This is a genomic window from Xylanimonas allomyrinae, from assembly GCF_004135345.1.
Classification (GTDB): domain Bacteria; phylum Actinomycetota; class Actinomycetes; order Actinomycetales; family Cellulomonadaceae; genus Xylanimonas; species Xylanimonas allomyrinae.
Window position 1 is genome coordinate 1827180 of record NZ_CP035495.1, and the last position, 21678, is coordinate 1848857.

24 protein-coding genes and 1 pseudogene are annotated in these 21678 nt (G+C 69.8%); 4 read left to right on the forward strand and 21 right to left on the reverse strand.

Annotated features, from left to right (window positions below):
* Window positions 1-78: 78 nt before the first annotated feature.
* Genes ET495_RS08370 through ET495_RS08385 form a run of 4 tightly spaced genes read left to right on the forward strand, consistent with a single transcriptional unit; the run spans window position 79 to window position 2320 of the window.
* Complete coding sequence (locus tag ET495_RS08370; protein WP_129204179.1) at window positions 79-558, forward strand: single-stranded DNA-binding protein; 480 nt, start codon at window positions 79-81, stop codon at window positions 556-558.
* A complete protein-coding gene (locus tag ET495_RS08375) occupies window positions 555-1073 on the forward strand; it encodes a hypothetical protein (RefSeq protein WP_129204181.1) in 519 nt (172 codons plus the stop codon). The genes ET495_RS08370 and ET495_RS08375 overlap by 4 nt, the downstream gene beginning before the upstream one ends.
* Window positions 1073-2077, forward strand: a complete 1005-nt coding sequence (locus ET495_RS08380; protein WP_129204183.1) for a hypothetical protein — start codon at window positions 1073-1075, stop codon at window positions 2075-2077. Before ET495_RS08375 ends, ET495_RS08380 begins: the two co-directional genes overlap by 1 nt.
* A gap of 30 nt (window positions 2078-2107) precedes the next feature.
* Window positions 2108-2320, forward strand: coding sequence for a helix-turn-helix domain-containing protein (locus ET495_RS08385; protein WP_129204185.1), 213 nt, complete (start codon window positions 2108-2110; stop codon window positions 2318-2320).
* Between the two features lie 59 nt (window positions 2321-2379).
* Here the strand turns inward: ET495_RS08385 and ET495_RS08390 are convergent, their stop codons facing one another.
* The 21 genes and pseudogenes from ET495_RS08390 to ET495_RS08485 form a co-directional block, all read right to left on the reverse strand.
* Complete coding sequence (locus tag ET495_RS08390) at window positions 2380-3477, reverse strand: tyrosine-type recombinase/integrase (protein WP_245993380.1); 1098 nt, start codon at window positions 3475-3477, stop codon at window positions 2380-2382.
* Complete coding sequence (locus ET495_RS19815; RefSeq protein ID WP_484455994.1) at window positions 3474-3650, reverse strand: hypothetical protein; 177 nt, start codon at window positions 3648-3650, stop codon at window positions 3474-3476. Before ET495_RS19815 ends, ET495_RS08390 begins: the two co-directional genes overlap by 4 nt.
* 361 nt (window positions 3651-4011) lie before the next feature.
* The gene (gene nrdF / locus ET495_RS08395; RefSeq protein WP_129204187.1) at window positions 4012-4992 is read right to left on the reverse strand and encodes a class 1b ribonucleoside-diphosphate reductase subunit beta; all 981 of its coding nucleotides are present in this window, start codon (window positions 4990-4992) and stop codon (window positions 4012-4014) included.
* Window positions 4993-5021: 29 nt separating this feature from the next.
* Window positions 5022-7102: pseudogene (gene nrdE, locus ET495_RS08400) on the reverse strand (class 1b ribonucleoside-diphosphate reductase subunit alpha).
* Window positions 7103-7170: 68 nt separating this feature from the next.
* On the reverse strand, window positions 7171-7602 hold the full coding sequence (gene nrdI / locus ET495_RS08405) for a class Ib ribonucleoside-diphosphate reductase assembly flavoprotein NrdI (RefSeq protein ID WP_129204189.1): 432 nt from the start codon (window positions 7600-7602) through the stop codon (window positions 7171-7173).
* Window positions 7603-7652: 50 nt separating this feature from the next.
* Window positions 7653-7898, reverse strand: a complete 246-nt coding sequence (nrdH, locus tag ET495_RS08410; protein ID WP_129204191.1) for a glutaredoxin-like protein NrdH — start codon at window positions 7896-7898, stop codon at window positions 7653-7655.
* A gap of 268 nt (window positions 7899-8166) precedes the next feature.
* Window positions 8167-9612, reverse strand: a complete 1446-nt coding sequence (locus tag ET495_RS08415; RefSeq protein ID WP_129204193.1) for a GH1 family beta-glucosidase — start codon at window positions 9610-9612, stop codon at window positions 8167-8169.
* 134 nt (window positions 9613-9746) lie between these two features.
* The gene (locus ET495_RS08420; RefSeq protein ID WP_129204195.1) at window positions 9747-10940 is read right to left on the reverse strand and encodes an N-acetylglucosamine-6-phosphate deacetylase; all 1194 of its coding nucleotides are present in this window, start codon (window positions 10938-10940) and stop codon (window positions 9747-9749) included.
* A 97-nt stretch (window positions 10941-11037) separates the two neighbouring features.
* Entirely contained in the window at window positions 11038-11733 is a 696-nt protein-coding gene (nucS, locus tag ET495_RS08425) for an endonuclease NucS (RefSeq protein WP_129204197.1), read from the reverse strand.
* Between the two features lie 48 nt (window positions 11734-11781).
* Window positions 11782-12201, reverse strand: coding sequence for a DUF2550 domain-containing protein (locus ET495_RS08430; RefSeq protein WP_129204199.1), 420 nt, complete (start codon window positions 12199-12201; stop codon window positions 11782-11784).
* 10 nt (window positions 12202-12211) lie between these two features.
* Window positions 12212-12487 carry a F0F1 ATP synthase subunit epsilon gene (locus ET495_RS08435; protein ID WP_129204201.1) on the reverse strand — a complete coding sequence of 92 codons (276 nt, stop codon included), beginning with the start codon at window positions 12485-12487 and terminating at the stop codon, window positions 12212-12214.
* A gap of 85 nt (window positions 12488-12572) precedes the next feature.
* A complete protein-coding gene (atpD, locus tag ET495_RS08440; protein WP_129204203.1) occupies window positions 12573-14054 on the reverse strand; it encodes a F0F1 ATP synthase subunit beta in 1482 nt (493 codons plus the stop codon).
* Window positions 14055-14083: 29 nt separating this feature from the next.
* Entirely contained in the window at window positions 14084-14980 is an 897-nt protein-coding gene (locus ET495_RS08445; protein WP_129204205.1) for a F0F1 ATP synthase subunit gamma, read from the reverse strand.
* A 3-nt stretch (window positions 14981-14983) separates the two neighbouring features.
* Window positions 14984-16615 (reverse strand): F0F1 ATP synthase subunit alpha, encoded by a 1632-nt coding sequence (gene atpA, locus ET495_RS08450; RefSeq protein WP_129204207.1) that lies wholly within the window; start codon window positions 16613-16615, stop codon window positions 14984-14986.
* 23 nt (window positions 16616-16638) lie between these two features.
* The gene (locus tag ET495_RS08455) at window positions 16639-17454 is read right to left on the reverse strand and encodes a F0F1 ATP synthase subunit delta (RefSeq protein ID WP_129204209.1); all 816 of its coding nucleotides are present in this window, start codon (window positions 17452-17454) and stop codon (window positions 16639-16641) included.
* The gene (locus ET495_RS08460; protein WP_129204211.1) at window positions 17454-18044 is read right to left on the reverse strand and encodes a F0F1 ATP synthase subunit B; all 591 of its coding nucleotides are present in this window, start codon (window positions 18042-18044) and stop codon (window positions 17454-17456) included. The genes ET495_RS08455 and ET495_RS08460 overlap by 1 nt, the downstream gene beginning before the upstream one ends.
* Window positions 18044-18274 (reverse strand): ATP synthase F0 subunit C, encoded by a 231-nt coding sequence (locus ET495_RS08465; protein WP_129204213.1) that lies wholly within the window; start codon window positions 18272-18274, stop codon window positions 18044-18046. Before ET495_RS08465 ends, ET495_RS08460 begins: the two co-directional genes overlap by 1 nt.
* Window positions 18275-18359: 85 nt before the next feature.
* Window positions 18360-19247, reverse strand: coding sequence for a F0F1 ATP synthase subunit A (gene atpB / locus ET495_RS08470; RefSeq protein WP_129204215.1), 888 nt, complete (start codon window positions 19245-19247; stop codon window positions 18360-18362).
* Window positions 19248-19363: 116 nt separating this feature from the next.
* Window positions 19364-19747: a Cg1360 family ATP-synthase-associated protein gene (locus tag ET495_RS08475; protein ID WP_245993381.1), complete on the reverse strand. Its 384-nt coding sequence runs from the start codon at window positions 19745-19747 to the stop codon at window positions 19364-19366.
* Between the two features lie 34 nt (window positions 19748-19781).
* The gene (locus ET495_RS08480) at window positions 19782-20975 is read right to left on the reverse strand and encodes a glycosyltransferase family 4 protein (RefSeq protein ID WP_129204219.1); all 1194 of its coding nucleotides are present in this window, start codon (window positions 20973-20975) and stop codon (window positions 19782-19784) included.
* A complete protein-coding gene (locus tag ET495_RS08485) occupies window positions 20972-21676 on the reverse strand; it encodes an L-threonylcarbamoyladenylate synthase (RefSeq protein ID WP_129204221.1) in 705 nt (234 codons plus the stop codon). The genes ET495_RS08480 and ET495_RS08485 overlap by 4 nt, the downstream gene beginning before the upstream one ends.
* Between the last annotated feature and the right edge of the window lie 2 nt (window positions 21677-21678).

Genomic DNA, 21678 nt, shown 5'->3' on the forward strand with positions numbered 1-21678 from the left:
GTCCGCCGTCGCCTCGCACACCTGAAGCGCAACAGCGGCCGTCCGTCCTGGGCGCCGTGTGGCATCCAGGAGGTCGCGGTGTCCATCCCGACCAGGCAGTGCATCGTCGGCGAGATCGCCTCCGCACCGCACATGTCCAAGACCACCGACGGCGGTGAGCGGTACTTCGCCCGCATCAAGATCAAGGCCCGCCGACCGCGCCCCGACGGCACCTACGGACCCCCGGCCGAGACGTTCCACAACCTCGTCGCGTTCGGCCGCGCCGCCCAACGGGCCCGCACCCGCGTGCGCGAGGGCGACGTCATCGTCGCCGCCGGGTACGTGCGCGAGTACGTCCACACCGTGGCCGGCGTCGAGCGCCGCGACGAGGAGTTCGTCATGCGCTGGTTCGGGCACGACGCCTGGCGCACCACCTACCGCATCGCCCGCACCGGCCACCACCGCTCCGAGGCCGCTGCACGGCGCACCACCGCCCCGGCCGAGGTCGGGTACGCGACCCTCGCCGAGGGCCTCGCCGCCGCCGCCGAGGACGCCCTGCACGCCGGTGGTGCGCGATGAGCGGGCACCCGTTCGGTGACGACCTGCCCCCGGGCCCGGTCAACTGGAACGAGCTCCTCCCCGAGCAGGCCGAGGAACAGTGGTGCGCCCTGGACGCCTGGGTGACCTGGCTGCGCCGCGCCTACGGCCTGTCCCCCATGGAGATCCCGCCGTTCTGGCACCGCCACGACGAGCTCGTCTGGGAACTCTCCGCCCTGCACCAGCACTGGCTCGCCTGCTACGGCGACGGCGCCGCCCTGTCCGCACCCATCCAGTGGCACCGTGACTTCCGCGAGGCCCGCACCCGGCTGCGTGAATGGGTCGCGGCCTGCGGCACCGACATCGCCTCCGACCGGCCCACCCTCAACCCGACCTGGCCCGGCGAACCACCCACCGACGCCGACGCCGACGCCGACCCCACCCGGGTGCTCACGGACCGCGCCGCGGACTTCCGAGCCACCGTCGAGGCCGACATCGCCGTCCGTGAGGCCACCCTCGAGGTCTACCTCACCGCAGTCCGCGAAGCGGACGCGTGATGGAGCTCCACGCCGGCCAGTACCAGGCCCTCATCGCGGACCTCACCGCCATCACCGACCACCTGCAAACCAGCGCCCACGACGCCTACCGGTCCATCCACGGCCCCCTGTGGCACGGCCTGCACACCCTCGGCTTCACCGGCGGGCACGTCCTGGCCCAGGGCGACGGCGCCTCGACCCTCCTGCTACGCCCCGACGCCGCCGAACACCAGCAAGAGGACTACAGCGCCCGCATGACCACCCTCGACGACGTCGAGACCACCACCGACGCGGCCACCGTCATCCGCGGCGGGCAAGGCGACTACGACCTCGTCATCAACACCCTGCCCATCGCCGACGTCCACCTACGCGACCCCGCCCGGTGGAGCACCCGACTCCACCTCCACTACGCCCAGGCCCTCGCCTCCATCCGCCTCACCCGACCCGGCGGCATCGCCGCCATCCTGGCCACCCACGACCTCCTCGACGTCCCCAACGACGTCCTGCGCAGACACCTGAACCGCGACGCAGACTTCCTCGGCGCCATCCGCTTCCCCTCCGGGTTCTGGCGACCCCAAGCCGGGACCGACAACGTCGTCGACCTCATCCTGCTCACCCGAACCAACGACGGACCCCACCGCGCCGGACAGTTCCCACCGTCAGCGCCCGTGACCCTGCACGGGCACGAGATCGCGATCACCCGGCACTACACCGACACACCCCTGCACCTCCTCGGCACGCACGACGCCGAAACCACCCCCTGGGGCCGCCCCACCATCACCGTCACCCCCAACACAGGCCGCACCGTCGTACCGCGCCTGCACGAAGCGCTCCAAGACATCGCCACCACCGCCATCGAGCACGAGCTCACCACCGCGCCCACCGGCACCATCCAGACCATGTGGGCCATCAAGGCCGGCCCCTACGTCCCCGACCTGCTCCAGATCCCCGGCAACGCCATGAAGGCACCCAACCCCGACCTGTGGATGCGCCCCAGCGCACCCGGCCCCGACATCGACCTCTGACACCCCGAACCAGCAGCCCAGGAGGAGAACATGCCCGCCCAGCCGCACCACCGCACCGACCACGACCTCGTCCCCCTGCACGACGCCGCCGAACACTTCCACGTCTCCATCAAGACGCTCCGGCGCCGCATCTCCGACGGCACCATCACCGGCTACCGCATCGGCCGCCTCGTCCGCGTCGACCTCGACGACGTCGAAGCGAGCCTCCTCCACGAGATCCCGGCGGTCCGCAGCGCCTTCTAGTGGCGACCTCCACGACGGCCAGGGGGACTCGGGCACTGCCCGAGGCCCCCTGCCTCCTTCTAGGCGCTTCGCACGGCCGACTTCGCCGCGGCGGCGACTTGCTCCAGGGCGCGCTCGCTCATCCGGTTGGCGAGCTCGCGGTCACGCTCCATCGTCGCGTGCTGGTATCGGAGCACCACCTTGATGTCCGAGTGACCACCGCGGCGCATCAGTTCCGCGAGGGTCGCACCTTCCTGGGCGAAGAGCGTCAGGCCTGTGTGTCGAAGGTCGTGGAAGCGGAAGCCCGGCGGCAGCCCAGGAACGCTGTCGCGCGCCTCCGCCCAGACATAGCCGAATTTCGTGTTCGAGAGGGGCATCCGGCTGAGGCTCTTAGCCGGCACGACCGGAGACATCGCCTCGCGCGCGACGTTCTCGGCCAGGTGCGCGGCCAGCCGGTCACGCATGATCCTCGGGACGCTCATCGACCGCTTGCCTGCCTCCGACTTCGGATCGGTGTAGTCCCCGGTGTTTGCGTTGAGCTGGCGGCGCACGTACAGCGTGGCGGTGCCGTCGTCGTGCCACCGGATGTCCCGGCGCTGAAGCCCGAGCACCTCGCCCCGCCGCAATTGACACCACGCCGCCAGCAGCACGAAGACTCGCCATTGCGGTGGCGTCGCGCAGTAGACGGCCTCGACCTGGACTGGGTCGATGACATCCTCGCCCGGGTCGTGGTCCGCTCCGTGACGCACCGACTCCTGCTTGCGGATGCGCACGTCAGGAGCCTTGGGGATGATCCCGTCACGCGCGGCCTGGCGCAGGATCATCATGAGGACGACCAGCACGGGCCGCGTGACGCCGTTACGCGTCGCCTTCCGGTTCACCTCCGCCGGGATCTTGTCGAGTTTCGCCGTGAACTCACTGATTCGCTCGACCGTGATCGTACGCACCGGAGTGTCGCCGAACTCTGGGACGAGGTAACCGGTGACCTTGCTCCGATACGTTCGCACCGTGCCAGCCGCGCGCATCTTGCCCGACCGGTTCGGGGTCCCCTCGATCAGCGCCATCCAGCGTCCGGAGTACTCGCGGAAACCGGTCGACTGGGCTTCCGCGGCCGCCGCAACGGCTTGACGGCGCGCGGCGACCAGCGCCGGCGGCTCCCACACGCCCTGCGCGATCACCGTTTGGGTCCGAGCAAGCCAGGCCCGAGCGTCAGTCTTTGTCTGGAACGTGAGTGCCTTGTCGTCCTCGGTGCGGGCCGTATACGTCCGTCCGTCCGGGCGGGGTACCGAACCTGCCATCGCCCCGATGGGAGCTTGCGCAGGCTTCCCCAGGTCTCTCGTGCGGTACTCATCGCGCCCTCCTGGGCTTCCTGAGACGGCGGCCATCGGTCGTGCCACTCCGTGCCACGAACCGCGTGCCACTCGCAACTCCCGCGGAATTCTGCGGCTCGCAGGCGGTTGAAGCGGCTTGCTGTGGCACGAACGGGCACGCCGCGGGTGGCGCACCGGACCACAATGGCCGTCGGCGGGCTCTCCGTCGACACGTGGAAGGTGTGCGCGTGCCACCTGCGTGCCACATCGGGTGGGCGTTGCTGTCCATGTCTGTCCTCCTGGGTCTCGTTCAGGAGGCACGCAAAGAGGCCCGGAACCGCAGAATCCTGCGGTTCCGGGCCTCTGGCCAGCCGGTTCGGGCTTCTGGTCCTGAGAGGTCTCTCAGAAGTCCCAGTCGTCGTCGGTCGTGTCCACGGCCTTGCCGATCACGTAGGACGAACCCGACCCCGAGAAGAAGTCGTGGTTCTCGTCCGCGTTCGGGCTCAGCGCCGCGAGGATCGCCGGGTTGACGTCGGTCTCCTCCTTGGGGAACAACGCCTCGTAGCCCAGGTTCATGAGGGCCTTGTTGGCGTTGTAGCGCAGGAACTTCTTGACGTCTTCGGTCAGGCCGAGCTGGCCGTAGAGCGCCTCGGTGTACTCGACCTCGTTCTCGTACAGCTCGAAGAGCAGCTCGAACGTGTACGCCTTGATCTCGTCCTGCTCGGCCTGCGTCACGCGCTGCAGGCCCTTCTGGAACTTGTAGCCGATGTAGTACCCGTGTACGGCCTCGTCGCGGATGATGAGGCGGATCAGATCGGCCGTGTTCGTGAGCTTCGCCCGGCTCGACCAGTACATCGGAGCGTAGAAGCCCGAGTAGAACAGGAAAGACTCGAGCATGGTCGAGGCGACCTTGCGCTTGAGCGGGTCGTCGCCGCGGTAGTACTCGAGGACGATCTCGGCCTTGCGCTGCAGGTTCGGGTTCTCCTCCGACCACGCGAAGGCCTCGTCGATCTCGCGGGTGGAGATGAGCGTCGAGAAGATCGAGGAGTACGACTTTGCGTGGACGCTCTCCATGAACGCGATGTTGGTGTACACCGCCTCCTCGTGCGGCGTGAGCGCGTCGGGGATCAGCGAGACTGCGCCGACCGTCCCCTGGATCGTGTCCAGCAGGGTGAGACCCGTGAACACGCGGGTGGTCATGAGCTTCTCGGCCTCGCTGAGCGTGGCCCACGACTGGATGTCGTTGGAGACCGGAACCTTCTCGGGCAGCCAGAAGTTGCCGACCAGACGGTCCCAGACTTCCAGGTCCTTCTCGTCCTCAAGACGGTTCCAGTTGATCGCCGTGACGCGATCGATGAGCTTGAGCTTGCCAGTGGGTGCCATGTCTTCTTCCCTGAAGTCCAGTGATGTGCTCAGAGCATGCAGCTGACGCAGTTCTCCACCTCGGTGCCCTCCAGGGCCATCTGGCGGAGGCGGATGTAGTAAAGCGTCTTGATGCCCTTGCGCCACGCGTAGATCTGTGCCCGGTTGACATCGCGCGTGGTCACCGTGTCCGGGAAGAACAGCGTGAGCGACAGCCCCTGATCCACGTGCTGCGTCGCGGCCGCGTAGGTGTCGATGATCTTCTCGTACCCGATCTCGTACGCGTCCTGGTAGTACTCCAGGTTGTCGTTCGTCATGTAGGGCGCCGGGTAGTAGACACGACCCAGCTTGCCCTCCTTGCGGATCTCGATCTTGGCCGGCACGGGGTGGATCGACGACGTGGAGTTGTTGATGTAGCTGATCGATCCGGTGGGGGAACGGCCTGGAGGTTCTGGTTGTACAGGCCGTGCTCCATGACCGAGGCCTTGAGCGCGCGCCAGTCGTCCTGCGTCGGGATGGTCACCCCGGCGTCAGCGAAAAGCTGGGCTACCCGGGCGGTCGAGGGCTGCCACTCCTGCTCGGTGTACTTGTCGAAGTACTCCCCCGTCGCGTACGTCGAGTCCTTGAACCCGCCGAAGGAACGCCCACGCTCGATCGCGAGACGGTTCGACGCTGCGATGGCATGGAAGGCGACGGTGTAGAAGTAGATGTTGGTGAAGTCGACGCCCTCGTCCGAACCGTAGAAGACGCGCTCGCGGGCGAGGTAGCCGTGCAGGTTCATCTGGCCCAGACCGATGGCGTGGCCCAGCTCGTTGGCGTGCTTGACCGACGGCACCGACTCGATCGACGTCTGGTCGGACACGGCCGTCAGCGCACGAACGGCAGTGTCGATCGTCTTGCCGAAGTCGGGCGAGTCCATCGCCTTGGCGATGTTGAGCGAACCCAGGTTGCACGAGATGTCGCGGCCGACCGAGGCGTACGACAGATCCTCGTTGAACGTCGACGGCGTCGAGACCTGGAGGATCTCCGAGCACAGGTTCGAGTGGGTGATGCGTCCCTTGATCGGGTTCGCCTTGTTCACCGTGTCCTCGAACATGATGTACGGGTAGCCCGACTCGAACTGAAGCTCGGCGAGCGTCTGGAAGAAGTCGCGCGCACTGATGGTCGACTTGCGGATGCGATCGTCGGCGACGAGCTCGTCGTACCGCTCCGAGATCGAGATGTCGGCGAACGGCACGCCGTAGACGCGCTCGACGTCGTAGGGCGAGAACAGGTGCATGTCCTTGTTCTGCTTGGCGAGCTCGAACGTCACGTCCGGGATCACGACGCCCAGCGAGAGCGTCTTGATGCGGATCTTCTCGTCCGCGTTCTCGCGCTTGGTGTCGAGGAACCGCAGGATGTCCGGGTGGTGCGCGTGCAGGTACACCGCGCCCGCACCCTGGCGCGCGCCGAGCTGGTTGGCGTAGCTGAACGAGTCCTCGAGCAGCTTCATCACGGGGATGACCCCCGACGACTGGTTCTGGATGTGCTTGATCGGCGCACCGTGCTCGCGGATGTTGCTCAGCAGCAGCGCCACGCCGCCACCGCGCTTCGACAGCTGGAGCGCGGAGTTGATTCCGCGCGCGATGGACTCCATGTTGTCCTCGATGCGCAGCAGGAAGCAGCTCACGGGCTCGCCGCGCTGCGCCTTGCCGATGTTGAGGAACGTCGGGGTCGCGGGCTGGAACCGACCCGAGACGACCTCCTCGACGATGTCGCGTGCGAGCTGCTCGTCGCCGTCGGCGAGGCCCAGCGCGACCATCGAGACGCGGTCCTCGAAGCGCTCCAGGTACTTCTTCCCGTCGAACGTCTTGAGCGTGTACGACGTGTAGTACTTGAACGCGCCGAGGAAGGTGTCGAAGCGGAAGTCCTTCGAGTACGCGAGCTGGAACAGCTCCTTGACGAAGGCCGGCGAGTACTTCTCGAGGACGGCGGCCTCGTAGTACTTGTTCTCGACCAGGTAGGCGAGCTTGGCCTCGAGCGTGTCGAACTCGACCGTGTTCGGGTTGACGTGCTGGAGGAAGTACTGGCGCGCCGCCTCGCGGTCCTTGTCGAACTGGATCTTCCCGTCGGCGCCATACAGGTTCAGCATCGCGTTGAGCGCGTGGTAGTCGAGCTGAAGCGCCTGCAGCGGCACGCCGGCCCCCGCGACCGGTTCGCTCACGCTGAGATCAGTGACTGTCGTGGCCAAAATCGTCCCAATCCGTCACGGACGCGCTGCGCGTCCTCAGTTGTCCCCAGGAGCTCGAAGGCGTACAGGTACGGCACGTGGCACTTCGAGGCGATGATGTCACCGGCGATGCAGTAGGCAGCGCCGAAGTTGGTGTTTCCCGCGGCGATCACGCCACGGACGAGCGATCTGTTGTGCTCGTCGCCCAGGAACCGGCGCACCTGCCGGGGCACGGCCCCGCCCTCGTTCCCCCCGCCGTAGGTGGGGGCCATGAGGACGTAGGGCTCGTCGACGGTCAGGAAGCCGTCCGCCGGGCGGAGCGGGATGCGGTGGACCGAGATGCCGAGCTCGTCCAGACGTAGCTTCTGGACGAACCTGTGGGTGTTCTCGGACACGCTGGAGAAGTAGACGAGCGAGCCCATGTCACTCTCCCCGGGGCGCCCGCCCGTGGCGGGCGCTTCGCACGGTGGTGTCAGGCGGTCGCAGCCTGGCGGGCCATGGCGAGAGCGCCGATCTGGTCCGGGCGGAATCCCGACCAGTGGTTGTCACCGGCCACCACCACGGGTGCCTGCAGGTAGCCAAGGCCACGGACCATCTCCAGCGCCTCGGCGTCCTGCGTGATGTCCACGACCGTGTAGTCGATGCCCTTCTTGTCGAGGGCACGGTAGGTCGCGTCGCACTGCACGCAGGCCGGCTTGCTGTAGACGGTGATGCTCATGTTCGCTCCCTGACCTGGACTGACACCCGTGAAGTTACGTCGGTGTGGTTCACGCGAGGGCCTGAAGGTCCCGCAGGCCACAAACACTACACCTAGTGGTGCACGCACGCGCCACAACGAGATGTAGTGGTTCGCCGTGTCGTGTGACCATGCCCACGATCGTGCCACGAGCCACCGACATTGCCTTGGAACGACGCGGAACGCACCCGCCGGAGGACGCCTGGCACCGTGCCGCGCGTCACCGCAGTGGCGCCGATCGAGCACCCGGTCAGCCCGGATCGACCGCCGTGACGGGAGGCACGACCCCAGACGTCGCGAGCCGCCGGTACCAGTGGGCCGAGTCCTTCCAGACCCGCTCCCCCGTGGCGTAGTCCACACGGATGATCCCGAACCGGCGCGAGAACCCGTAGCCCCACTCGAAGTTGTCGAGCAGCGACCACGCGAAGTACCCGCGCACGTCCGCACCAGCGTCGATCGCCGCGCCCGTCGCCACGACATGGTCGTGCACGTACTGCACGCGACGCGCGTCGCGCACCCGGCGGCGACCCGCGTCGTCGACCGACTCCTCGTCGTCGAACGCAGCGCCGTTCTCCGTGACCGCGAGCGGCAGGCCCGGGTAGCGCACCGAGAGACCGAGCAGAAGGTCGGTCAGCCCGCCCGGCTCGATGTTCCACCCCATCGCCGTGGAGGGGCCGTCGTGCGGCACGAACTCGACGTCGTCGACGGCGATCCACGGCGAGTGCGCCGAGGCGCCGTGGCCGTCGGCCCCCGCGTCGGCGCTGCCCGGCTCCACGCCGCGCACGGTCACCGTCGAGTAGTAGTTGACGCCCAGCAGCGCCAGCGGCTGGTGGACCAGCGCCGTGTCGCCGTCCCGGACGAAGCCCCAGTCGGTCACCGCGGCGGTGTCGGCGAGCAGGTCGGCGGGGTAGGCGCCGTCGAGCAGCGGGCCCAGGAAGGCGCGGTTGGCGAGCGCGTCGATGCGACGCACCGCGGCGCCGTCGGCGTCGGAGGTGGCATCGGCCGGCCTGATCACGTGGAGGTTGAGCGTGACGGAGACCCGGGCTCCCGGCAGCACCTCGCGGATGGCGGCGGCCGCCAGGCCGTGGGCGAGGTTCAGGTGATGCACCGCGGCGAGCGCGGCCGCGGGCTCCGTCCGGCCGGGTGCGTGCACGCCCGAGCCGTAGCCGAGGTACGCCGAGCACCAGGGTTCGTTGAGCGTCGTCCATACCTCCACGCGATCACCGAGCTCGCGCGCCATCAGGCGCGCGTACCGCGCGAACGCCTCCGCCGTGGCGCGCACCGCCCAGCCGCCCTCGTCCTCCAGCTCCTGCGGGAGGTCCCAGTGGTAGAGCGTCACGAACGGCCGGACACCGCGTTCCCGCAGTGCGTCGAGCAGCCTCACGTAGAACGCCACGCCCTCCGGGTTGAGCGGCCCGCGCCCGCCCGGTTGCACGCGCGACCACGAGATCGAGAGCCGGTAGGCACCGAGCCTGAGGCGCGCAATGTGCTCCACGTCCTGCGCCCAGCGGTGGTAGTGGTCGTCGGCGACGTCGCCCGTGTCCCCGCCGTGGACGCGCCCCGGGGTGTGCGAGAAGGTGTCCCAGATCGACGGCGTGCGCCCGCCCTCGCCGGCACCGCCCTCGATCTGGTACGCGGCAGTCGCCGCGCCCCAGAGAAACCCGGGCGGGAACCCGCGTCCGTCGCCGTCCGTCACGTCGGTCTGCCCCTCTCGGAACGTCGCTCGGGACGCCGGCCCACCTGGCGCCGCCGGGTCCCCTGCCGAAGCACACCCGCGAAACGCTTCGACGTCAAGAGCCCCCGAGGGTCCGCGTCAGGAACCGGCTGCGGTCAGGCGACGTCACGCCCCGCACGGATCACGCGCACCGGCCGCAGCTCGTCGTCTGTCACCAGCACGTCCGCACGCCGCCCGGCGACGAGGCCGCCGACGTCGGTCAGGCCCAGCGCGCGCGCCGGAACCCACGAAGCGGCCCGCACGGCGTCGGCGAGCGGAACGCCCGCGGCGACCGTCGTCCGCACGACGTCGATCAGTCGCGCCGTACCGCCGGCGATCGCCCCGCCGTCGGTCAGCCGCGCGACGCCGCCGGCGACCGTGACGGCCATCGGGCCGAGCTCGTACGAGCCGTCGGGCATGCCGGCCGCCGCCATGGCGTCCGTCACGAGCGCGACCCTGTCGGCACCGAGCATCTCGATGACCGAGCGGATCGTCGCAGGGACCAGGTGGATGCCGTCGGCCACCAGCTCGGGGACGATGTCGCCGCGGGCGGCCGCCGCGAGGCACGCCGCGACCGGGCCGGGCGCACGGTGGTGCAGCGGCGGCATGCCGTTGAACAGGTGCGTGGCCGTCATCTCGAGTCCACGCTCGCGCAGCGCCGGCGCGACCTGGGCGATGAGCGCCTCGGCCTGCTCAGCCGTCCCCGAGGTGTGGCCCAGCGACGGGACCGCGCCCGCGGCGATGAGCGCCTCGGCCGCGCCGCCCGGCCCGGCCACACCCGGGACCTCGGGCGCCACCGTCATCGAGCGCAGGTGCCCACCCGATGCGGCCACCAGGTCACGGACCAGCGCCGGGTCGCCCGCGACCAGGTGCTCGGGGCTCTGCGCACCACGGCGCTCGTAGGACAGGAACGGTCCCTCGGCGTGGATGCCCGCGATCTCGCCCGCCTCGGCGAGCGCGCCGAGAAGCTCGGCGCGGGCCAGCAGCGTCTCCCTGCTCGCGGTGACCAGCGAGGCGAGCATCGTCGTCGTACCGTGCGAGCGGTGCTCGTGCACCGCCACGAGAGCATCCTGCGCGGTGGTCGCGTCGGGGAAGCTCGAGCCGCCACCACCGTGGTCGTGGACGTCCACGAGGCCCGGCAGGATCGTCGCCCCCTCCGACGGCGGTGGCGTCACGGGAGCGCTCGCGGCGGGACCGGCGTACGCGACCCGGTCACCATCCAGGACGAGGACGCCGTGGTCGACGACGGCGTCGGGCAGCACGAGGCGACCGCGGAGAGCAATGGGAGCGGGGGCGTCGGACAACGTCATGCCGCCCATCCTCGCGCACCCGGCCGCGTGGAGGTAGGGCAAGGCGTGCGTCTCGCCGCACCGTCGCTGACCGAACGATCAACGACGCAGCGCGCCGTCAGAACAGGCGAGCCTCGGCGTCGTCCAGGCCGCGCATCGCCGCGTAGTCGAGGACCAGGCAGCCGATCCCGCGGTCGGTGGCCAGCACGCGCGCCTGCGGCTTGATCTCCTGGGCGGCGAACACGCCACGCACCGGGGCCAGCAAGGGGTCGCGGTTGAGCAGGTCGAGGTAGCGGGTGAGCTGCTCGACGCCGTCGATGTCGCCACGGCGCTTGATCTCGACCGCGACGTGCCCGCCCCCGGGAGCCCGCGCCAGGATGTCGACCGGGCCGATGGCCGTCATGTACTCGCGGCGCACCAGCGAGTGACCGTCGCCCAGCAGCGCGATCTGCGCCGCGAGCAGCTCCTGGAGGTGTGCCTCGACCCCGTCCTTCACCAGTCCCGGGTCCACCCCGAGCTCGTGGCTCGAGTCGTGGGTCACCTCGTGCAGCTCGATCTCCAGCCGGTCGTCCGACTTCGCGTGCTGCACCGTCCACACCTGCGTCACCCCGCGGGCCGCCGCGTCGTCGTCAGGTTCGGACGCCTTGAGCGTGCAGGGCGGGCTCATCCAGTTGAGCGGCTTGTACGAACCGCCGTCGGAGTGCAGCAGCACGCTGCCGTCGGCCTTGACCACGAGCAGCCGTGTCGCGAGCGGCAGGTGGGCCGTCAGCCTGCCCGAGTAGCGGGCCGAGCAGGTGGCGACGACAAGGCGCACGAGTTCTCCTTGCGGGCGACGACGCGGGGAGGCGGATCGCTATCGGTGTTACAGGACCAGGTCGCGCCGCCCGGGCGGCGCCGCCTCGAGCCACGAGGCGAGGCCAGCGTACGCGGCCGCGGACATCGACAGCTCGAAGTCGATGTCGTCGTACCGGCAGCGGACCAGGTACTGGCCCGCCTGGTCGGCCTGGTCGAGCGGCACGCGCCCGGTGACCTCCAGCCGGTCACGCAGCCAGGTGCGCGCCGCCCGCGGCGACAGCGACCAGCACCGATACCAGTCGATACGCCCCACCGCGTAGTGCGCGATCCCCAGCGTGAAGGCCACGCGCGGGTTGCCCGCGGCACGCGCGTGACACGGAAACGAACCGACCCGGTGCGACAGCGAGCGCAGGCGAGACGCGCCGAGCGCCAGGACGAGCGCCACGATCACGACGACCGCGAGCACTCCCCAGACGACGGCAGGCACGGCGCTGGCCTCAGGCCTCGGACCCGGTGACCGGGGTGATCTCGTCGGCCACGACCGTCACGAGATTGTCGTCGACCGAGACGAAGCCGCCCGTGACGTGAACCTCGAACGCGACGCCGTCGTCGGGGATGACCCGGACGGTGCCGGGGCGCAGCACGGCGAGGATCGGCGTGTGCCCGGACAGGATGCCGATCTGTCCGTCCACGGACGGGGCGCTCACCTGGTGAGCGATCCCGGACCAGACCTTGCGGTCGGTGGCGACGAGGTCGACGCTCAGCTCTGCCACGAAGTGCTCCTCACAGTTGCGGGGACGAAGGGGACGGCGGCCCGCGCTCGCCCGGGCGGGACGGGCGCGGGCCGCCGGGACGCCGTCAGGCGCCGTACTCCTTCTGGATGCGGGCCCAGTTGCGCTCGAGGTCCTCAAGACCACCGATGTTGTAGAAGGCCTGCTCGGCGACGTGGTCGTACTCGCCCTCGGCGATCTTCTTGAACGCCTCGATGGTCTCCGTCAACGGCACCGTGGATCCCGCAACGCCCGTGAACTTCTCGGCCATGTACGTGTTCTGCGAGAGGAACTGCTGGATGCGGCGCGCGCGCGCCACGACCGTCTTGTCCTCCTCCGAGAGCTCGTCCACACCGAGGATCGCGATGATGTCCTGAAGCTCCTTGTTGCGCTGCAGGATCGACTTGACCTGCGTCGCGACCGCGTAGTGCTCGGCGCCCACGTAGCGCGGGTCGAGGATGCGCGACGTCGAGGTGAGCGGGTCCACGGCCGGGTACAGACCCTTCGACGCGATCTCGCGGCTGAGCTCGGTCGTGGCGTCCAGGTGCGCGAACGTCGTGGCCGGAGCCGGGTCGGTGTAGTCGTCGGCCGGCACGTAGATCGCCTGGAGCGAGGTGATCGAGTGACCGCGCGTCGAGGTGATGCGCTCCTGGAGGATGCCCATCTCGTCGGCGAGGTTGGGCTGGTAGCCCACCGCGGACGGCATGCGGCCCAGCAGCGTGGAGACCTCGGAGCCCGCCTGCGTGAAGCGGAAGATGTTGTCGATGAACAGCAGCACGTCCTGCTTCTGCACGTCGCGGAAGTACTCCGCCATCGTCAGGCCCGTCAGGGCGATGCGCAGACGGGTGCCCGGCGGCTCGTCCATCTGGCCGAACACCAGGGCCGTCTTGTCGAAGACGCCGGCCTCCTCCATCTCGTGGATGAGGTCGTTGCCCTCACGCGTGCGCTCGCCCACGCCGGCGAAGACCGACACACCGCCGTGGTCCTGCGCGACGCGCTGGATCATCTCCTGGATGAGCACCGTCTTGCCGACGCCGGCACCGCCGAACAGGCCGATCTTGCCGCCCTGAACGTACGGGGTGAGCAGGTCGATGACCTTGATGCCCGTCTCGAACATCGAGGTCTTGGACTCCAGGTCCTTGAACTCGGGCGCCCGGCGGTGGATGGGCCAGCGCTCGGTGACCTCGAACTGCTCGCCCTCCTTGAGGTTGAGCACGTTGCCCGTGACGTCGAAGACATGACCCTTGGTGATGTCGCCGACCGGCACCGAGATCGGCGATCCGGTGTTGGTGACGACGGCGCCGCGCACGAGGCCGTCGGTCGGCTTGAGCGCGATCGCGCGCACGAGCGAGTCGCCCAGGTGCTGGGCGACCTCGAGCGTGAGGGTGAAGCTCTTCTCGCCCTCACCCTGCGAGCTCAGGTCGATGTCGACGGTCAGCGCGTTGTAGATGTCGGGGATCGCGTCCTCGGGGAACTCGATGTCGACGACGGGGCCGATCACTCGGGCGACACGGCCGGTCGCGGCCGCTCCCGAGTTCCCGACCGGGGTGTCCACGGTGGTGGCGGTCATTGCTTGCCTCGCTTCGGAAGGGTCGTCATTTACTTCGATGCCGCGAGGGCGTCGGCACCCGAGACGATCTCGCTGATCTCCTGGGTGATGTCCGCCTGGCGGGCCTGGTTCGCCAGGCGCGTGTAGGTCCGGATGAGGTCCTCGGCGTTGTCGGTCGCCGTGTGCATCGCCCGCTGACGCGACGCCAGCTCGGACGCGGCGGCCTCCAGCAGGAAGCTGAACAGGCGGCTGCGCACGTAGCGCGGCAGCAGCGTGTCGAGCACGACCTCGGCCGAGGGCTCGAAGTCGTACAGCGGCTCGACGTCGTCGTGCTCGGCGACACCCTCGACCACTTCGAGCGGAAGCATCCGCACGACGCGGGGGCGCTGCGTCACCATGTTGACGAACTGCGTGTATACGACGTGCAGCTCGCCGACGCCGCCGGCGTCGGCATCAGCCTCGAACCGTGCCAGCAGCGCGTCCGCGATCTCGTTGGCGACCTCGGGGGTCGGATTGTCCGAGCCGTAGGCCCATTGACCCGCCAACGGGCGGCCGCGGTAGCGGTAGTACGACACCGCGCGACGGCCGGCCACGAACAGGTCGATCTTCTTGCCGTCCCGGGTGAGCTGGTCGAGCAACCGCTCGGTCTCACGGATGATCGACGCCGAGTACGAACCGGCCATGCCGCGGTCGGACGCGATGACGAGCACCGCGACGCGATCCGTGTCGTGGCGCGCCTCGGTCAGCGGGTGCTCGACGTGGGCGTGCGTCGCGACCGCGGAGACGGCCCGCGTGATCGCCTGGGCGAACGGCGTCGCCGAGGCCACGCGGGCGCGCGCCTTGCCGATGCGGGAAGCCGCGATCAGCTCCTGCGCACGGAACACCTTCTTGAGCGACTGCGTCGACTTGATCCGCTGCCTGTAGACGCGCTGGGATCCTCCGGCCATGTGTCAGGCCTTCTTGCCCGTGACGATCTGCTCCTGCTCGATCGTCACGTCGAGGTCGTCGGAGTCGGCACCGACGAGCGGGGTGCCGTCACCCTTGAGGAAGCCGCGGCGGAAGTCCTCGACGGCCGCCGACAGCGCGCTCTCCGTGTCGTCCTCGAGCTTGCCCGAGGTGGCGATCGTGGTCAGGACGTTGCCGGTGCGGCGCAGGTGGTCGAGCAGCTCGGCCTCGAACCGCTTGATGTCCTCGACGGGGACGTCGTCGAGCCGGCCCTTGGTGCCGGCCCAGATCGACACGACCTGTTCCTCGACCGGGTACGGCGTGTACTGCGGCTGCTTGAGCAGCTCCATGAGCGCGGCGCCGCGGGCGAGCTGGCCGCGCGAGGCGGCGTCGAGGTCCGAGGCGAACATCGCGAACGCCTCGAGCGAGCGGAACTGCGCGAGCTCGAGCTTGAGCGTTCCGGCGACCTTCTTCATGGCCTTGATCTGCGCGTCGCCGCCGACGCGAGACACCGAGATGCCGACGTCCACGGCGGGGCGCTGGTCGGCGTTGAAGAGGTCCGACTGGAGGAAGATCTGACCGTCGGTGATGGAGATGACGTTGGTCGGGATGTACGCCGACACGTCGTTCGCCTTGGTCTCGATCATCGGCAGGCCGGTCATCGAGCCGGCGCCCAGCTCGTCGGAGAGCTTCGCACAGCGCTCCAGGAGGCGGGAGTGCAGGTAGAAGACGTCACCGGGGTACGCCTCGCGGCCCGGCGGGCGGCGCAGGAGCAGCGACACGGCACGGTAGGCCTCGGCCTGCTTCGACAGGTCGTCGAAGACGATCAGGACGTGCTTGCCCTGGTACATCCAGTGCTGGCCGATGGCCGAGCCGGTGTAGGGGGCGAGGTACTTGAAGCCGGCCGGGTCGGAGGCGGGCGCCGCGACGATCGTCGTGTACTCCAGCGCGCCGGCGTCCTCGAGTGCGCCACGCACCGAGGCGATGGTCGAGCCCTTCTGACCGATCGCCACGTAGATGCAACGGACCTGCTGGGACGGGTCGCCCGTGGCCCAGTTGGCCTTCTGGTTGATGATCGTGTCGATCGCGATGGCCGTCTTGCCCGTCTGGCGGTCGCCGATGATGAGCTGACGCTGCCCGCGGCCGATCGGGATCATCGAGTCGATGGCCTTGATGCCGGTCTGCAGCGGCTCGTGGACCGACTTGCGCTGCATGACGCCGGGGGCCTGGAGCTCCAGCGCGCGGCGTCCGTCGATGCCGTCGATCTCGCCGAGGCCGTCGATCGGGTTGCCCAGCGGGTCGACGACGCGCCCGAGGTAGCCGTCGCCGACGGGCACGGAGAGGACCTCTCCCGTACGGCGGACCTCCTGGCCCTCCTCGACGCCGGTGAAGTCGCCGAGCACGACGACGCCGATCTCCCGCACATCGAGGTTCAGCGCGAGGCCGAGCGTGCCGTCCTCGAAGCGCAACAGCTCGTTGGCCATCGCGCCAGGGAGGCCTTCGACGTTGGCGATGCCGTCGGCGGTGAGGGTCACGCGCCCGACCTCTTCGGTCACGGGCCCGTCGGGCTCGTAGGACTTCACGAAGCTGTCCAGCGCGGCCCGGATCTCCTCCGGCCGGATCGTCAGCTCAGCCATGGCTTGTTCTCTCCTGTGGTTTCTCAGCCGGCCAGCCGACGGCGGGCGTCGGCCAGGCGGGACAGCACGGTGTTGTCGACGACGTCGGCGCCGATCTGGATGCGCAGGCCGCCCACGACGGCCGGGTCCTGGGTCACGTAGACCTGCACCTGGCGTCCGTAGGCCCGCTCCAGCAGCGAGCCGAGACGTTCTTCCTGGGCTGGGGTCAGCTCGACGGCACTGGTCACGGTCGCGACCAGGCGCTCACGCCGCTCGGCGATGATGCCGCCCACGGTCACGAGCGACGCGACGAACCGGCGGCCTCGCGGGGCCGCCGTGGCGCGCCGGGCGATGGCCGCGGTCGCGCGGTCCACCTTGCCGGCGAGCAGGGCGTCCACGAGGGCGATGCGCCGCTCGGGCTTCGAGGTCGGGTCGGTCAGCGCCCGCCGGGCCTCGCGCTGGCCCTGCAGGGCGCGGGTGATCCGGAAGATCTCGTCCTCGACCGTCTCGAGCGTGCCGCGCGCCTCGGCGTCGGCCAGCGTCGCTGCGATCGCGAGGCGTTCGACGGCGTCGGGCAGGTCCTTGTCCGCCGACCAGCGGGCGCTGGCCATCGAGCGGACGAGGTCGACCACGCGCGGGTCGAAGTGCGGGGCGAGCACGCCGCCGGCAACGGCCTCTTTCGACGCGGGAGGCAGCGACGGGTCGGAGAGCGTGCGACGCAGGGCGCCGGACGAGTCCAGCGCGTCGACGACGGCGAAGAGCTCGTCGCCGATCCTCAGCGCGCCCTCCCCCGCGGCACGCAGCACCGGCTCGAAGCGCGCCTGCGCCGCGGCCAGCGATGCGCCGCTCGTCCCGCGCATCAGCCCTCCCTGCCGGCCGAGCCGACGGTCTGCGACGCCTCGAGCTCGTCGAGGAACCTGTCGACGACGCGTGACCTGGCCACGCTGTCGGCGAGCTCCTCGCCCACGATCTTCGAGGCGAGCTGGGTCGCGAGGTCGCCGACGTCGGTCCGCAGCGACACGGCCGCGGCCTGCCGCTCGGCCTCGATCTGGCGCTGGGCGGCCTCCGCGATGCGCGTCGCCTCCTCGGCGGCGCGCACGCGGTGCTCGGCGACGATCGCCTTGCCCTCCTCGCGCGCCTGGTCGCGGACCTTGGCGGCGTCGGAGCGGGCCTCGGCCAGCAGCGCCTGCTGCTGCTCGAGCGCCTCGTCCGCGGCCTCCTGGGCCTGTGCCGCCTTGGCGATGCCGCCCTCGATGAGCGACGCGCGCTCGTCGAGCACGGCCTGGAACTTCGGCAGCGCGAACCGGCGGAAGACGACGGCGATGACCACGACGACGACCAGCGACCAGATGATGTCGGCCCACTCCGGGATGAGCATGTTGTGCTCACCCTCGGCGGCGGCGAGCACCGTACCGGCCTGCGCCAGCCCGGTCTGGATCAGCGCGGTCATCACGGGACGATGAAGCCGGCGACCAGGCCGAGCAGGGCGAGCACCTCGACGAAGGCGACACCGATGAACATGGTCGTGCGCAGCTGGCCGGAGACCTCAGGCTGGCGGGCCATGCCCTCGATCGTCTTGCCGATGAGGATGCCGAGACCGATGCCGGGGCCCACGGCCGCGAGGCCGTAACCGACGGTACCGATGTTGCCGGTCAGCTCGGCGAGGTTGGTGACGTCCACTGGCTTTCCTTCCGTTGGGCGCCGCCCCGGATGGGGTCGGCGTCGCTGTGTTTGTTCGACGTTGAGGTGGCGCGGAGCGAGGACGTCAGTGGTCCTCGACCGACAGGTTGATGTAGACGGCGGCGAGGATCGCGAACACGTAGGCCTGCAGTGCCGCGACGAAGGCCTCGAACAGGAAGAACAGGAACCCGGCGAAGAGGGTGCCCGCTCCGAAGAGCTTCATCCCGCCGTCGGAGGTGAAGAAGAAGTACTGCGTGGCCACGAAGCAGATCGCGAGCATGAGGTGCCCGGCGACCATGTTGGCCAGGAGTCGCACCGCCAGCGTCGCGGGCCGCAGGACGAAGACCTGGAGGAACTCGATGGGCGCGAGCAGGAAGTACAGCGGCCACGGGACGCCCGGCGGCAGGAGCGAGCTCTTGAGGAACCCGCCGACGCCGTGGTGGGCCTTGACGCCGGCCCACAGGTAGGTGACGTAGACCCACAGGGCCAGCACGAGCGGCAGCCCGATGACCGACGAGCCGGCGATGTTCAGGAACGGGACGATGCCCGTGATGTTCATGAACAGCACCGTGCAGAAGATCGTGGCCAGCAGCGGGAAGTACTTGCGGCCGAGCTTCTCGCCCAGCACCTCCACGGCGATCTGCTTGCGCACGAAGTCGAGCACGAACTCGACGGACGCCTGGAAGCGACCCGGGACGACCTTGGCCCGTCGCGCCGCCAGCGTCACGATCAGCACGAGCGCGATCGCCGCGATGAAGCGCACCAGCATGATCCGGTTGATCTCGAACGGCGTGCCCGCGAACAGCACCGCCGACGGGAAGAAGTCCGCGATCGTCGGCGCATGGAAGCCACCGTCGCTGTCAGATGCGGCGAGCAGCAGGGGCGTCAGTGACGTGAACAGGATGACTCCTGAGGATCGAATAGACCGATGCGGACCACAACCAGTGGGTACGTCGTCGGACCAAGCCGTCATGGATTCGCGCACAGCCTACCGGATGATTTGGCGTGGTCCGCTCGTTGAGATGGCCCCGGATGACTGCTATCAGGCGGCTTGTGAAGACCGGTACAAATAGTTGCCTCGGTAATCGGTCATGGCTGGACATACGGGACCCGACCCCGCGAGACCGCACGGTAGTCGAGCAGCGAGGAGCCGATCGCGCCGACCGCGACGACGACGAACAGCACCCACGGGTGATAAAAGTCGCGCCCGCGCAGCACCGCGAGCACCACGATCAGCACGGCGATCTTGGCGACCCACGTACCCATGACGATCCCCGCCATCGCCGTCGGGCTCGACCCCACCGAGCGCAGCATCGACCAGATGGTCGCCGCGCAGAAGAACCCCGCGAGGCCGACGCCGACCAGCGCCCCCCACACGCCCGCGGCACCGGCGACCAGCGCGCCGACACCGACGCCGACCACCGCCAGCAACCCCAGGAAGGCCACGATGTCCCGCAGCGCCTTGCGCAGCACCCGTCGCTCCGGAACTGCGTCGCCCGGCGGCGCGTCATGAGTGGGTGGGTTCGTCATCGCCTACGTCCTCCAGTCGCGAATTGGGCGTCACCTGTCGCGCCACGGGCACGGCGCCCGTCGCGACGTCGTCGTCGAGCAGCCGCCCGTGCGTGCGCAGCGGGCCGAGAGTGACCGCGAGCGCCGCCGCCGCCGCGATCGTCGTGCCGATCAGCACCTCGTGCCACTCCCACCACACCAGGGCGGCGCCCCCGAACGCGAACACCGCCGTCCACACGTAGAGGATGACGACGGCGCGGCGGTGGGAGTGCCCGAGCGCGAGCATGCGGTGGTGCAGGTGCATGCGGTCGGGGTGGAACGGGGACTTGCCGGACGCCAGGCGGCGCACGACCGCCATGCCCATGTCGACGAACGGCAGGAGCACGACGGCGACCGGCAGCAGCAGCGGCACGGACGCGGGCACGCTCTGGGCGGCCGAGGTGAGGTCGGTCCTGATCTGGCCCGTCATCGTGATCGTCGCACCGGCGAGCACCAGGCCCAGCACCATCGACCCGGAGTCGCCCATGAAGATGTGCGACGGGTGGAAGTTGTGCGGCAGGAAGCCGAGGCACGCGCCCACCAGCACCGCCACCAGGAGGGAGGCGAGCGAGGAGTAGTCCTGCGGGCTGGTCTGCGTCGTGAGCCCGTAGGTGTACAGGAAGAACGCCGAGCCGCCGATGGCGATGATCCCGGCCGCCAGGCCGTCGAGCCCGTCGACGAAGTTCACCGCGTTCATGGTCGCGACCACGACGAAGATCGTCACGAACAGCGACAGCCGCGAGCCGGGGATCAGGAGCTGGCCGGGAACGGGCCAGGTCGTGAGCTGGACGTGCATCAACGCCATGAAGCCGCCCGCCAGGATCTGCCCCGCAAGCTTCGTCATCCAGTCCAGGTCCCACACGTCGTCGGCCCAGCCCAGCAGGGCCACGATCACGGCGCCGCCGACGATGCCCCACACCTCGGGCTGGGTGAAGACGCCCCTCAGGAACGGGACGCGTGAGGCCACGAGCACCGCCACCACGATGCCCAGCAAGATCGCCAGGCCCCCGAGCCGGGGCGTCGGGAGGGTGTGGACGTCGCGCTCGCGCACCGCGGAGATGGCGTTCGTGCGGCGCGCAAGCCAGCGCGCCGCAGGCGTCGACAGGTAGGTGACGGCCGCAGCGACGAGGAGCAGGAGGAGGTAGACCCTCACCCGTCGGCCCCGTTCGCGGAACCAGCCGGCGCGTCGTCGTGCGGACCGTCGAGCGCGACGATGCCGGGAACCACCTCACGCAGCCGGTCGAGCCCGACACGCCCCGCACGCACCAGGCGCAGCGGCGTCACGGTCGCGTCCACGACGGTCGAGACCCCGCCGGGCACGGCACCGCCGTCGAGGTAGAGCGCGACGGCGTCGCCGAGCTGCTCGCGTGCCGAGGCGGCGTCGAGCGGGGCGTCCTCGCCGGAGCGCTGCGCGCCGGTGACGGCGAGCGGTCCGGTGCGACGCAGCAGCGCCAGCGCCGCCGGGTGGTCGGGCATGCGCAGCGCGACCGTGCCGCGCGCGTCGCCGAGGTCCCACCGCAGCGAGGGCTGCGCCGCCAGCACCAGAGTCAGAGGCCCCGGCCAGAACTCCGCGACCAGCGCACGCGCCTCGGCCGGGACGTCGGCGGCCAGCCCGTCCAGCGTGCGGACGTCGGGCACGAGCACGGGGACGGGTGTCCGGGCGTCGCGGCCCTTGGCGGCACCGATCGCGGCGACCGCGTCAGGGTCGAACGCCTCGGCGCCCACGCCGTAGACGGTGTCCGTCGGGATCGCCACGAGCCCACCGCGCCGGACCGTGTTGACGGCCTCGTCGATCGCGGGCCCCCACGCCTGGGGATCCGTGACGTCGTGGACGACGCCATGCACGCTGCTCACCG